The sequence below is a fragment of the Novosphingobium sp. SG720 genome, assembly GCF_012275365.1.
Classification (GTDB): domain Bacteria; phylum Pseudomonadota; class Alphaproteobacteria; order Sphingomonadales; family Sphingomonadaceae; genus Novosphingobium; species Novosphingobium rhizosphaerae.
Map to the genome: position 1 here is coordinate 533556 of NZ_JAAZQN010000001.1, position 13263 is coordinate 546818.

12 protein-coding genes are annotated in these 13263 nt (G+C 67.9%); 8 read left to right on the forward strand and 4 right to left on the reverse strand.

Annotated elements, in window-relative coordinates; translation table 11 throughout:
• Nucleotides 1-114: 114 nt before the first annotated feature.
• Entirely contained in the window at nt 115-1758 is a 1644-nt protein-coding gene (locus FHW94_RS02460) for a DUF87 domain-containing protein (RefSeq protein ID WP_246865970.1), read from the forward strand.
• 122 nt (nt 1759-1880) lie between these two features.
• Here the strand turns inward: FHW94_RS02460 and FHW94_RS02465 are convergent, their stop codons facing one another.
• Complete coding sequence (locus FHW94_RS02465; RefSeq protein ID WP_168554190.1) at nt 1881-2618, reverse strand: folate-binding protein YgfZ; 738 nt, start codon at nt 2616-2618, stop codon at nt 1881-1883.
• 38 nt (nt 2619-2656) lie between these two features.
• On the opposite strand from FHW94_RS02465, the gene pyrC reads away from it, so the two are divergent.
• Nucleotides 2657-3697, forward strand: a complete 1041-nt coding sequence (gene pyrC / locus FHW94_RS02470) for a dihydroorotase (protein WP_168554191.1) — start codon at nt 2657-2659, stop codon at nt 3695-3697.
• 29 nt (nt 3698-3726) lie between these two features.
• On the opposite strand, the gene rarD is transcribed toward pyrC, so the two are convergent.
• Nucleotides 3727-4626 carry an EamA family transporter RarD gene (gene rarD / locus FHW94_RS02475; RefSeq protein ID WP_168554192.1) on the reverse strand — a complete coding sequence of 300 codons (900 nt, stop codon included), beginning with the start codon at nt 4624-4626 and terminating at the stop codon, nt 3727-3729.
• 168 nt (nt 4627-4794) lie between these two features.
• Here rarD and FHW94_RS02480 point away from each other — a divergent pair, with 168 nt between their 5' ends.
• Nucleotides 4795-5292 (forward strand): glycine zipper 2TM domain-containing protein, encoded by a 498-nt coding sequence (locus tag FHW94_RS02480; protein WP_246865855.1) that lies wholly within the window; start codon nt 4795-4797, stop codon nt 5290-5292.
• Nucleotides 5293-5466: 174 nt separating this feature from the next.
• A complete protein-coding gene (locus FHW94_RS02485) occupies nt 5467-5700 on the forward strand; it encodes a hypothetical protein (protein ID WP_168554193.1) in 234 nt (77 codons plus the stop codon).
• A gap of 16 nt (nt 5701-5716) precedes the next feature.
• On the opposite strand, the gene FHW94_RS02490 is transcribed toward FHW94_RS02485, so the two are convergent.
• Both FHW94_RS02490 and FHW94_RS02495 read right to left on the reverse strand, forming a co-directional pair.
• Nucleotides 5717-7129 carry a succinylglutamate-semialdehyde dehydrogenase gene (locus tag FHW94_RS02490; RefSeq protein ID WP_168555417.1) on the reverse strand — a complete coding sequence of 471 codons (1413 nt, stop codon included), beginning with the start codon at nt 7127-7129 and terminating at the stop codon, nt 5717-5719.
• Between the two features lie 104 nt (nt 7130-7233).
• Nucleotides 7234-8667, reverse strand: a complete 1434-nt coding sequence (locus FHW94_RS02495; RefSeq protein ID WP_168554194.1) for a protein adenylyltransferase SelO family protein — start codon at nt 8665-8667, stop codon at nt 7234-7236.
• 81 nt (nt 8668-8748) lie between these two features.
• Between FHW94_RS02495 and FHW94_RS02500 the strand changes: the two genes are divergently transcribed.
• The 4 genes from FHW94_RS02500 to FHW94_RS02515 all read left to right on the forward strand — a co-directional run bounded on the left by FHW94_RS02500 (nt 8749) and on the right by FHW94_RS02515 (nt 13259).
• Nucleotides 8749-9675 (forward strand): alpha/beta hydrolase, encoded by a 927-nt coding sequence (locus FHW94_RS02500; protein WP_246865856.1) that lies wholly within the window; start codon nt 8749-8751, stop codon nt 9673-9675.
• Nucleotides 9676-9700: 25 nt separating this feature from the next.
• Nucleotides 9701-10858, forward strand: a complete 1158-nt coding sequence (locus FHW94_RS02505; protein WP_246865857.1) for a glycosyltransferase family 4 protein — start codon at nt 9701-9703, stop codon at nt 10856-10858.
• Between the two features lie 159 nt (nt 10859-11017).
• Nucleotides 11018-11776, forward strand: coding sequence for a tetratricopeptide repeat protein (locus FHW94_RS02510; protein WP_168554196.1), 759 nt, complete (start codon nt 11018-11020; stop codon nt 11774-11776).
• A gap of 94 nt (nt 11777-11870) precedes the next feature.
• Nucleotides 11871-13259, forward strand: coding sequence for a PQQ-binding-like beta-propeller repeat protein (locus FHW94_RS02515; RefSeq protein ID WP_168554197.1), 1389 nt, complete (start codon nt 11871-11873; stop codon nt 13257-13259).
• The last annotated feature ends 4 nt before the right edge of the window (nt 13260-13263 follow it).

Genomic DNA, 13263 nt, shown 5'->3' on the forward strand with positions numbered 1-13263 from the left:
AGTGACATGAGCAGGCAGGTTTTCATTCCAGCAGATCCTGCCCGGCCCGCAGACCTGGCCCCGCTGGGCCCGATGGCCGAAGCGGCGATCGGCGCGCCCCAGGCCCGGCACGACATGGCCGCGGCCGAGCCGGAGGACCTGCCGCCTTCGGAATGCGCGTTGATTCCGATCGGCGTGGTGGTGGACGTGGCCGGATCGGGCAGCGGGATCGCGCTCGACCTGCATCGCCTGGAAGACTGCATGGACGATCCCGATCCCACCGTGGCGCTTTCGGGCCAGGTCGGCAGCCAGATCAAGGTGCGCGTGGGGCGTGGCTGGGTGCTGGGATCGGTGCGCAACCAGCGCCGCGATGGCAAAGTGGACGGCGGCGCGCTGGCCCACCTCGATTTCCTGGGCGAGGGCGAGGAAGATCCGCGCACCGGGCGCATCTTCGGCTTTCGTCGCGGCGTCACCCGCTTTCCGGTGCCCGGCGCCCTGGTCTATCCCGCCACCAGCGCCGACCTGCGCCAGATCTATGCCAGCGACGGGCGCCCGCACGTGACCGTGGGCACGGTCTTCCCCACGGCAGACATTCGCGCCGGGCTCTATATCGATCCGCTGCTGGGCAAGCATTTCGCGCTGCTCGGCTCCACCGGCACGGGCAAATCGACGGCTGCCGCGCTGATCCTGCACCGCATCTGCGACATGGCGCCCGAAGGCCATATCGTGATGATCGACCCGCATGGCGAATATCTCTCTGCCTTTCGCCAGACCGGCCAGCTGCTCGACGTGTCGAACCTGCAGATGCCCTATTGGCTGATGAACTTCGAAGAGCACTGCGAAGTGTTCCTGACCGCGACGGGCGCGGAGCGGCAGATCGATGCCGATATCCTGGCCAAGTGCCTGCTGATGGCACGGCAGAAGAACCGCCTGGCCGAACAGGTGGGGCGTATCACCCAGGATTCGCCGATCCCCTATCTGCTCTCGGACTTGTGCAACATCCTGCAGAACGAGATGGGCAAGCTCGACAAGGGGCACAGCTCGATCCCCTACATGCGGGTGAAAAGCAAGATCGAGGAAATCCGCAACGATCCGCGCTACCAGTTCATGTTCTCGGGCATGCTGGTGAGCGACACGATGACCGAATTCGTGGGCAAGCTGTTCCGCCTGCCCGCCCATGGCAAGCCGATCTCGATCATCGATGTGTCGGGCGTGCCTTCGGAAATCACCTCTACCGTGGTGGCGGTGCTCAGCCGCCTGGTGTTCGACTATGCGATCTGGTCGCGCCAGGAAACCACCCGCCCGATCCTCTTGGTGTGCGAGGAAGCGCACCGCTATGTGCCCAACGAGCGCAATTCCGATGGATCGTCGGTGGGGCGCATCCTGTCGCGCATTGCCAAGGAAGGGCGCAAGTACGGTGTCTCGCTGGGCCTGATCACGCAGCGCCCGTCAGACCTGGCCGAAGGCGTGCTGTCGCAATGCGGCACGATCATTTCGATGCGCCTCAACAACGACCGCGACCAGCAGTTCGTGCGCGCGGCGATGCCCGAAGGCGCGCGCGGCTTCCTCGATGCCATTCCCGCGCTGCGCAACCGGGAATGCATCATCTGCGGTGAGGGCGTGGCCATTCCCATCCGCGTGGCGTTCGACGATCTGGACGAAGCGCGGCGCCCGGCTTCGGCCGATCCCTCGTTCAGCGACCTGTGGGGCAAGAGCGGCGGCGAAGAGGACAGCGTGGTGCGCACGGTGCACCGTTGGCGCGCGCAAAGCCGGTTCTGATTTCGCGGGCTTGGCGCTTGCCTGCCAGGGGGCTTCGACAGGCTCAGCCCGAACGGAATTCTAGGGAATTACCACGGCACCCCGTTCGCCCTGAGCTTGTCGAAGGGCGGCTGGCGCAACGCTCAGTCGGCTTTCAGCGCATCCGCCAGCCAGTGTGGCGGATGAGTGATCGCTTCCACGCGCAAGTGGTCCACGGCCAGGCCCAGGTCGGGATAGGCGGCGCGCTGGCGCGCCGGGTCTGACTGGGCGAGGGGGACGACCGCCAGGCGGCGGTTGACCTTCTGCCGCCAGTTCATCCGCGCGGTGTTTTCCTGGCCGACATAGCAGCCCTTGGTAAAGCTCACGCCGTGCAGTTCGGCGGCATTGGCTTCCAGCCACAGGGTCTGGTCGCTGCCCAGTTCGGCCTGGCCTTCGGCCACGCCCAGCTTGAGGCGATGTTCGCGCCATTGGGCGTCCACGCCTACGTCATCGTCGCCGACATGGCCGATCCAGCGCTGGCCCAGCGCGCCCAGGCGCGGGTCGGCCGCGCCGCCATCGCCCATGTGCCCTTCCCAATAGACGCCGAGTTCGGGGGCGATGGCGATGGCGATCTTGCGGCGCAGGCGATAGAGCGACAAGCGCTTGACCAGTGCCTCGGCAACGGCAGCCTCGCAATCGATCAGCAGCGCGTCGGTGCCATCAGGCCAGACGATGAAGTCGAACAGCGCCTTGCCCTGGGGCGTGAGCAACCCGGCCCAGACCGGCAGCGGCCCCTGCACATCGTTAGTTACCAGGCCTTGAAGGAAGGCGGCCACGTCCTCCCCCGGTGCGGTGGGGGAGAGGCGCACGAGCGCACGATCGAAAAGACGGGGATTGCTCATGGGTGACAGATAGGAAGCGATGCGCTTAAGGGGAAGCCATGACGACGCAAACGACTCTCACGATCCGCCGCCCGGACGATTGGCATGTTCACTTGCGCGACGGCGCGATGCTCGAGGGCGTGGCGCCCTATACCGCGCGCCAGTTTGCCCGCGCCATCGTGATGCCCAACTTGTCGCCGCCGATGACCGACGTGGCGGGCGTTTCCGCCTATCGCGACCGCATCCTGGCGGCCCTGCCCGAAGGCAGCGACTTCACCCCGCTGATGACGCTCTACCTGACCGACCACACCGACCCCGACGAAGTCGAGCGCGGCCACGGCGCGGGCGTGTTCACGGCGGCCAAGCTCTATCCCGCGCATGCCACCACCGGCTCGGCCCATGGGGTGACCAGCGTGGCGACGATCTATCCCGTGCTCGAACGCATGCAGACAATCGGCATGCCGCTGCTGATCCATGGCGAAGTGACCGATTCGCATGTCGATATCTTCGACCGCGAGGCGGTGTTCATCGAGCGCACCCTGCAAAAGCTGGTGGCCGATTTCCCCGCGCTCAAGATCGTGTTCGAGCATATCACCACAGAAGAAGCCGCGCAGTTCGTGGCAGGCGCGGGCGATAACGTGGGCGCGACGATCACGCCGCAGCACCTGCACATCAACCGCAATGCCATGCTGGTGGGCGGCATGCGCCCGCACGCCTATTGCCTGCCGGTGGCCAAGCGCGAGAAGCACCGCCTGGCGCTGCGCAAGCTGGCCACCTCGGGCCACGCCCGCGTGTTCCTGGGCACCGACACCGCGCCCCATGCGCGCCACCTGAAGGAAAGCGCCTGTGGCTGCGCCGGGCTGTTCAACGCGCCCTATGCCCTGGAAAGCTATATCGCCGTGTTCGACGAGGAAGGCGCGCTCGACAAGTTCGAGGCCTTTGCCAGCGAGAACGGCCCGCGTTTCTATGGCCTGCCGCTCAACGCAGGCACGGTGACCCTGGAGAAGAGCGGCGTTGTGGTTCCGGGCGAGATCGCGGCTGGCGGCACCACGCTGGTGCCGTTCCACGCTGGCGAAACCCTCGCCTGGCGGTTGGTCTAAGATCCTCCCCCTCCCCGTTCCGGGGAGGATCACGCCTTGCGGCGGCGGAGCAGGTCATAGCTGAACAGTGCGATCGCGCACCAGATCAGCAGGAAGCACGTGACGCGCGCAGGATCGAGCGGTTCGCCATACAGCAGCGCGCCCAGCACGAAGAGGATCGTGGGCGCAATGAACTGGGCAAAGCCCAGCGTCGACAGGTCGAGCTTGCGCGCGGCCACCGCGAACAGCAGCAGCGGCACGGCGGTGATCACGCCCGATCCGACCAGCAGCCAGGGCACCAGGCCGCCTTGCGTCAAGGCTGATCCAGCCGGCAGCGTGGCGGCATGGAACACGGCGAACAGCGCCGGCACGAACAGCACGGCGGTTTCCACCGTCAACCCGATGACCGACGGCACGGCCACGAACTTGCGCACCAGGCCGTAGAGGGCAAAGCTGCCGGCCATGGCCAGTGCCACGCCGAGCATCGACAGCGCGCCGGCCAGCAGCACCGCGATCCCGCCTGCCGCCAGCGCCACCGCCGCCCATTGCAGGCGGTTGAGGCGCTCCTTGAGGAAAAGCACGCCGATCAGCACATTGAGTAGCGGGTTGATGTAATAGCCGAGGCTGGCTGCCAGGACCTGGTGCGTCTCGATCGCCACCAGATACATCAGCCAGTTGCACCCGATCGCCGCCGCGCTCAGCACCAGGCGGCCGAGCACTGCCGGGGTGGTGAGCGCCGCTCGAAGGGCCGCGCCCTGGCCGCTGAGCAAGACCACGACGAGGCAGACCGGCAGGGTGAACACCACCCGCCAGCTGACCAGTTCCACCGCCGGTACGCCCAGCAACGGATGGAAGTAGATCGGGAAGAAGCCCCACAGCACATAGGCCAGCACCGCAGCGCCCAGGCCGCCCGCGCCCTTATGCCGTGCCTGGTTGGTCTGGTCGGTCATGGCCGCGCCTGTGACAGGCGCCCGGCCCGGCGCCAAGAGGCAATCTGCGAAGCGGCAAGGGCGGGACCAAACTTTTTTCGTTTCCGGTCAATTCTGACGAAGGCGTTGCATGTCGTTCAGGTTGAGTGGGGTAAAGATGAACCAACACGACGGATCAGGAGACCGAAGATGATCGCAATTCGCAAGACCCTGCTGGGCCTGGCCGCAACGGCCACTCTGGCTGCCGGGATCGCCCCGGCTTCGGCAACGGTGGCCATGACGCCGCAGGCCGCATTGGCCGCCCCGGTTGCCCACGATGGTTGGGATGGCCGTGGCGATGGTGGCTGGAACCACGGCGGCCGTGGTGACTGGCGCGGGCGCGACGATTGGCGGGGTGGCGGCTATGGCCGCGGGCCCAGCGACTATCGGGGCGATTATCGCGGTTATGATCGCGGCTATTATGGCGACGTTGCCTATCGCGGGCAGAGCTGGCGCGGCAATGACGGCCGCTATTACTGCCGCCGCAACGACGGCACCACCGGCCTGCTGGTGGGTGGCGTGGCCGGCGCGCTGATCGGCCAGGGCGTGGCCGGCCGCGGCGATCGCACCCTGGGTGCCATCCTGGGCGCCGCCGGTGGCGCGCTGCTGGGCCGCTCGATCGACCAGAGCAACGCCCGCTGCCGCTAAAGCGCTAGATCCCGCTCGGCCGGGGGACCAGGTCGAGGGACCAAGTCGGGGAACGGGCGGGACCGGGGGCCTGTACGCGTGGTGGCGTGCAGGCCCCCTTTCGTTTGTGCGGATATGGTTCGTGCGCCAGGCATGTTAACATGGCGCTAACCAAGCTCTGCGCATGAGGTGGCGATGGTTTGTAACCCCGTCTTGCGCATCGTTGCACCGCTGGCCGCCCTGGCGTTGGCCGGTTGCGCCGGGGATGATACGCGCAAGGCGCAGACCGATCACGACCCGGCCATGAGCGCCGCCCTGGAAGGGCCATTGCTGACCGATCCCGATCTTTCGCAGCAGAACATGCGCAACGCCGCCGTGGTGCCGGGCGGCCCGGTCGATCCAGCCACGCCCCCGCCCGACGGCAAGTAGGCTTATCCCGACAGGCCTATCCCGACAGGCCGATCCCGATCGAGGCGCGCGGCTGTTCCATTTCGGCCGACGCGACCGGATAGGCGCAATAGTCTGCGGCATAGAATGCGCCGGGGCGGTGGTTGCCCGAAAGGCCCACGCCGCCCAGCGGCGCGGCAGGCGAAACCCCGTTGGTGGGCCGGTTCCAGTTGACCACGCCGGCGCGCACTTGTGCCCAGAAACGGTTGTAATCCTGGGGTGAACCGCCGATCAGCGCGGCGCAGAGGCCAAACCGCGTGGCGTTCGCCTCGGCCAGGGCCTGGTCGAAATCGTCCACCTTGATCACTTGCAGGATCGGGCCGAACAGTTCGACGTCGGGGCGCTGGGCCATGGCCGTCACGTCGATGATCGCCGGGGCCAGGAAGGGCAAGTCGCCGCGTGGCCGCGTCAGGTGGCGGATCGGTCGCCCGCCGTTGGACAGCAGATACAGGAAACTTTCGGTGAGGCCATCGGCCGCGGCATTGTCGATCACCGGCCCCATGAACGGCGCGGGTTCATCCAGCGGTGCGCCCACGATCAGGCGATCGGCGAGGGCTTTTACCTCGCCCACCACGGCATCATAGAGATCGGCCTTGACGATCAGCCGCCGCGCCGCCGTGGCGCGCTGGCCGGCGGTGGTGAACGCCGATTGCACAACCAGGGCAGCGGCATCGGCAATCTTGGGCGTGTCCCATACCACGATGGGATTGTTGCCCCCCAGGTCCAGCGCCAGGATCTTGCCGGGCTGGGCGGCCAGGCGCCGTCCCAGCGCGACGCCGGTGTGGGTCGATCCGGTAAACAGCACGCCGTCCACGCCCTCGTGGGTGGCCAGCGCCTTGCCTTCTTCCCCCGCGCCCACCAGCACTTGCGCCAGGGCGGCGGGTACGCCGGCGCGATGCAGGCATTGCACCAGTGCCAGACCGGTGGCCGGCGCCTTTTCCGATGGCTTGAACACCACGGCGTTGCCCGCGATCAGCGCGGCAATGATATGCCCGGCCGGCGCCTGGGCAGGCAGGTTGAACGGCCCGATCACCGCCATCACGCCATGCGGCTTGTGGCGCAGTGCGGCCGTGCCCTGCAAGGCGCTGTCCAGCCGGCGCTGGGCCGTGCGCTCGGCATAGCTGCGCACCGCGATTTCCACCTTGGCCAGCACGGTATCGACTTCGCCGCGCGCTTCCCACAGCGGTTTGCCGGTTTCGCGCGCGATCAGGCTGGCCAGGCTTTCGGCATCCTTGCGCACTTCGTTGGCAAAGCGGCGCAGCAGTTCGATGCGGGTGGACAGCGGCTGTGCCGCCCACGCCGGCCAGGCGCGCCGGGCACGCGCCACCGCAGCATCGACATCGCCGATCGCCCCGCGCCAAAGCTCGTCGCCGGTGGCCGGTTCAGTGGAAATGATCTCTCCGGCGGCCACGGGGCTGGCGTCGATCCTTTGGGTAAGGCGGGATGTCACGGGGCTGGGTAAACCAAAAGCGTTACGAATGGGTCAGCGATCGGCTCTGGAGCCTGTCGGATTGCTTAATGGGCTTCGGCACCGGCAGCGTGGCCAGCGGGCACGGGCGGGGTGCCAAGTGCCTCACCCAACTGGCGGATCGCCGCGATCTTGGCATGCAGGACGCTCCAGTCATCGTGCTCGGCAATCGGTGCCCAGATGCTCTCCACTTCCTCGATCAGCAGGCTTTGCGGCGGCCGCCCGTGCCAGTGCGGATGATCCTCCCCAGCGGGGGCATAGCCTGCCAGCGCGGGCAGCGCTTCGGCGCCGCGGCCGCCGCGGTGGGCATGGAAAAAGGCGTCCGGCCCGATTTCCTGCGCGCGAATCGCCGCTTCGCACGCTTCAACCAGCGTACTGTCGTGCTCCGGCCCGCGCGGCGCCACGCCCAGGCGCCAGCACCAGCGGCGTGCCATCGCCGCCTGATAGAGCGGGCCGAAGGTTTCCAGCGCGGCGATCAAGGGCGGCGCCTCTTCCACCAGGCGCAGCGCCACCGCCAGTTGGCCGCAGTTCCACCCGATCACTTCGGGCTGGCGGCCAAAGGCATAGCGGCTCGCCTCGTCGAAATAGGCCGCGACGAAACGCGCGTCCCAGCGCGGCAGCCAGCGCCACGGGCCATAGTCGAAGCTTTCGCCCGTCACGTTCATGTTGTCGGTGTTGAGCACGCCGTGGACGAAGCCGGCGACCATGTAGCTCGCCGCCATGTCGGCCATGCGCGCCACCACTTGGTGCAGCAGCGTGGCCGCCGGGCTCGCGCCCGCCGGCGCGGCGTCCGGCGCGCCGGGAAACTGCTCCAGGCAATAGGCGATGAGCTGGTGCATCTCCTCGGGCTTGTCGAGCGCGAGCAGGCGCTGGAACGTGCCGATGCGGATATGCCCGTGGCTCAGCCGCACGAGCACGGCCGCGCGGGTGGGCGAGGGCTCGTCACCCCGCCACAGGCTTTCGCCGGTCTCGACCACCGAAAAGGTGCGGCTGGTGTTGACGCCCAGCGCTTCGAGCATCTCGGTGGCGAGAATCTCGCGCACCGCGCCCTTGAGCGTGAGGCGCCCATCGCCGCGCCGGCTCCACGGCGTTTGGCCCGAACCCTTGGTGCCCAGGTCCAGCAAGCGGCCGGCGCCATCGCGCAATTGCGCAAAGGTAAAGCCGCGCCCGTCGCCCAGTTCCGGGTTGTAAACGCCGAACTGGTGCCCGTGATAGCGCAGCGCCAGCGGGCCGGCCAGATTGCCGGGCAGGGGCGCGAAACGGCCGAAATGGGCGATCCATTCCGCATCGCTCAGGCCCGCCAGCCCCACCTGCGCCGCGGCACGATTGTTGCGCCAGCGCAGTACGGTTTGCGGGAAATCGGCCGCCTCAACTGGGTCGCCCAGCCAGGGCGCCAGCGCCGCCAGTTGCGGATCGGGGCGATAGGGAATGGCATGGCCCGGCTGCGGGGACACGGACACGGCTTGCGGGACAGGCTCCATTCTTTCATTAGTGGGGTGCTTGGGCGCCGCACACAAGGCGCCATGTTGCCGCACATCGTTACAGCACACGGGAAAACGCGCTTGGCCATTGTTGACGCCCACGCCGCATTCGAGATTCGCAGCTGGACCAGCACCGACGGGTTGCGCCTGGCCTATCGCGCCTATGCGGGGGACAATGCGCGGCTGCCGGTGATCTGCCTGCCGGGCCTGACACGCAATGGCCGCGATTTCGAGGATCTGGCCGCGCATCTGGCCGCAGGCGGCCGCCGCGTGCTGTGCCCCGACCTGCGCGGGCGCGGGGAAAGCGATTACGCCCGCGATCCGATGACCTACCAGCCGCCCGTCTATGCGCAGGACCTGGCCGGGTTGCTTTCTGCCGAAGGGATCACGCGCTTTATCGCGGTCGGCACCTCGCTGGGCGGTATTCTCACGATGATGCTGGCGGCCGGGCAGCCCGGCCTGGTGGCGGGCGCCGTGCTCAACGACATTGGCCCGGTGATCGAGGCGGACGGCCTGGCGCGGATCAGCGACTATGTCGGCCAGGGGCGCAGCTACCTGACGTGGATGCACGCGGCGCGGGGCCTGCGCGAGACGATGGGTGACATCTATCCCGATTTCAGCATCGAGGATTGGCTGCGCCTGGCCAAGCGCCTGATGGCCCTGGGCACGGGCGGGCGCATCGCGTTCGATTACGACATGAAGATCGCCGTCCCGATCGAGGCGGCGAACGAAGCCAAGGAAGAAGCCGAAGCGAAAGCGCGCAGCGGCGGCGATCCGGTGCCGCCGGCGGCGGACCTGTGGCCCCTGTTCATGGCGCTGGCACCCGTGCCGCTGGTGGTGGTGCACGGCGCCTTGTCCGACATCCTTTCGGGCGAAACCGCGGCAGCCATGGCCACGCGCCACCCCGATTGCGATCTGGTCAGCCTGCCGCGCGTGGGCCATGCCCCCACGCTGGACGAGCCCGAGGCCCGCGCGGCGATCGATCGCTTGCTGGCGCGGCTGGATTGACGCGCGCCAGTACCGGGGAATCGCCATGACCCAACCTGCCAGCCCGGCTCGCCGCCTGCATGTGCTGCACCTGCATTCCACGTTCGATGCCGGGGGCAAGGAACGGCGCAGCGTCGCGCTGATGAACCGCTTCGGCAATGCGCTCGATCATTCGGTGGTTTCGGCGCAGCCTGGTGCACTGGGCGCGCGCAGCTTGCTGGCGCGCGGGCTTTCGGTGCATTTCCCGCTGGGTTTTCCGCCTCTGGCGGGCAAGCTGGGGGTGCGCCGGCTGCAGACCCTCGCTCGCGGGATGCAGGGGTTCGACCTGATCTGCACCTACAACTGGGGGGCGATGGATGCGGTCATGGCCCATGCCCTGTTCGCCCCGCTCTATGGCCTGGCGCCGCTGGTGCATCACGAAGACGGCTTCAACCAGGACGAGGCAGAGCGGCTCAACCCCCGCCGCAACTGGTTCCGCCGCATTGCGCTCGCCCGTGCCAGCGCGCTGGTGGTGCCCTCGCGCCGGCTCGAGGCCGTGGCACAGGATGCCTGGCACCAGCCGGCGGGCAAAGTGCATCGCATTGCCAACGGGGTGGATACGGCCGCCTATGCCCGCAAGGCTCGCGCCGACGCCCTGCCGCGCGTGATCAAGCGACCGGGGGAAAAGTGGGTGGGCACCCTGGCGGGCCTGCGCGCGGTCAAGAACCTGCCGCGCCTGGTGCGCGCGTTTCGCGCCCTGCCGGAAAACTGGCACCTGGTGATCCTGGGCGAAGGGCCGGAGCGCGAGGCGATCCTGACCCAGGCGATGGACCTGGATATCGGCCACCGCGTGCACTTGCCCGGCCATGTGCCCGATCCGGCGCTGGCCGTGGGCCTGTTCGATTTCTTCGCCCTGTCCAGCGACAGCGAGCAGTTCCCGCTTTCTGTGGTGGAAGCGATGGCCGCCGGCCTGGCCGTGGTCAGCCCCGCCGTGGGCGACGTGGCAGAGATCGTTTCGGCCGAAAACGCGCGGTTCATCACCCCGGTGGGAGACGAGGCGGCCCTGGCCGCGGCCATGCTGGAACTGGCGCAGGACGAACTGGCCCGCCGCCGTGTGGGCGCGGCCAATCGCGTGCTGGCGACCCGCGATTACGATGAAAGCGTCATGGCGGCCCACTATGCCCGCATCTATGCCGCCGCCCTGGGGCACGGGCAATTTCCATGATGCAGGGGACATGTGTCGCGATGTTGCGCTTAACCGGCGGTTCAGCGGGGGACAGGCAGCATCATAGGCGTTGAAAAGGTGGCTCCATCCGCTAAACACCGCGCCCATTGCCGTGCAATTATTGCCCATCCCTTGCCCTTAACCGCCGAAAGCGCAGCCTTGGCCCTGAGACCGAACCGCCCGCAAAACCGATCCGAACAGCTTGCCGCCGCACGCGCCGCCCAGGGCGACGTGTTTGCCCGCGAGGTGGACGATGCCCTGCGCCAGGAAGAAGCGATGGACGCGATCCGCCGCTGGGGCTTGCCGATTGGTGCGGCCGTGCTGCTCGGCCTGGCCGGCCTGGGCGGCTGGCTGTGGTACAGCAACCACCAGGAAAGCCTGCGTGGGCAGCAGGGCGAACAACTGACCCTGGCGCTTGACGATACCGAGGCGAACAACGCCAAGGGCGCGCAGGGCCTGCTCGATACGCTTGCCAAGGACGGCACGCCGGGCAACCGCGCGGCCGCGCAGCTTCTGCTTGCCGGCAAGGCGCAGGACGATGGCAAGGCAGACCAGGCCGCCAAGAGTTTTGCCGCCGTTGCCGCCGATGGCGACGCCCCGCAAGCCTATCGCGATGCGGCCACCGTGCGCGAAGTGGCGCTGACGTTCGACAAGCTCTCACCCCAGCAGGTGATCGACCGCCTGATGCCCCTGGCCGTGCCGGGCAGCCCGTGGTTCGGCAGCGCGGGTGAACTGGTGGGCCTGGCCTATCTCAAGCAGGGGCGCAACGACCAGGCCGGGCGCCTGTTCGCGTCCATCGCCAAGGACAAGGACGTGCCCGATTCGATCAAGCGCCGTGCGCGGCAAGTGGCCGGCAGCCTGGGCGTTGACGCGGTGGACGATGTCTCTGCCGTGGTCAGCCAGGCGCAGAGCCAATAAAGCGCACAAGCGTTGCCCGCGCGATCGGGCGCACAGGAATTGCCCACCGCTGCCCCATGGTCGGCCGTGGCATGACAGGACAAGGAAGACAGGCATGATCCGCATTTCCAGCCAGGGCCAAGCGAGCGAGGGCACCGGGCGCCGCCGTCCGGCGATGCTGGCCCCGGCGGCCATGCTCCCTGCAGCGGTATTGGGCCTGGCTCTGGTTCTGGGCGGTTGCGCCGGGCACAAGTCCAAGGTCAAGGCCACGCCCACGGTGGGTGAGCGCGTTCCGGTGCTTTCGCGGATCGAAGCGGGCACCAAGGTAGATGCCACGCTGGCGAGCATGGACGTGGTCGTGCCGGCACCGGTGGTCAACACCGAATGGGCCCAGGGCGGCGGCACGGCTAGCAAGGCATCGGGCCACCTGGCCCTGGCCGATGCCCCGCGCAAGCTGTGGACGGTCCGCATCCCCGGCTCCTCGCCCAAGCAGCGCCTGGCAGCCTCGCCAGTGGTGGGCGGCGGCACGCTGTTCGTGATGGACACCGACGGCATCGTCCATGCGCTGGACGAGAACACCGGCCACGAAAAGTGGAAGCAGGGCTTCCGCGTGCCGGACAAGAACGATTCGATCTTTGGCGGCGGCGCGAGCTATGACGATGGCAGCGTCTATGTCACCACTGGCCTTGGCGAAGTGGCCGCGCTCGATGCCACCACCGGCAAGATCAAGTGGCGGGTCAAGCCCGCCGGCCCGCTGCGCGGCGCGCCTACCGTGGCATTCGGCGCGGTCTATGTGATGACGCAGGATAACCAGATCTTTGCGCTCAACGTGGCCGACGGCGCGAACTTGTGGAACCAGTCTGCCTCGGTCACGCAGAGCGGCGTGTTCGGCGTGGCTGCCCCGGCCGCTGGCCAGGGCACGGTGATCGCCGGTTACAGCTCGGGCGAACTGGTGGCCTATCGCTATGAAAACGGGCGGCAGCTGTGGTCCGACGCGCTGGCGCGCACGTCGATCGCCACCAGCGTTTCCACGCTGACCGATATCGATGCCGACCCCATCGTGGAACGCGGCCGGGTCTATGCCCTGGGGCAGGGCGGGCGCATGGCCGCCTATGAACTGGTCAGCGGCCAGCGCATCTGGGAACTGAACCTGGCGGGCATTTCCACCCCGGCTGTGGCCGGTGAGTGGATCTTTACCCTCACCGACGAAGCCAAACTGCTGTGCATCGCCAAGTCCACCGGCAAGGTGCGCTGGATGAGCCAGTTGCCCCGCTACATGAAGCCCAAGAAGAAGGAAGCCCCGATCTTCTGGACCGGCCCGGTGCTGGCCGGCAACAAGCTGTGGGTGGCCAATTCGCGCGGCGAGGTTTCCACCGTGACGGTGGGCGATGGCACGCTGGCGCGCATGGCCAAGGTGGCCGCTTCGGTCACCCTGGCGCCGATCGTGGCCGACAAGACGCTGTTCGTGCTGGACGACAGCGGCCAGATCACCGCGTGGCGTTGATACC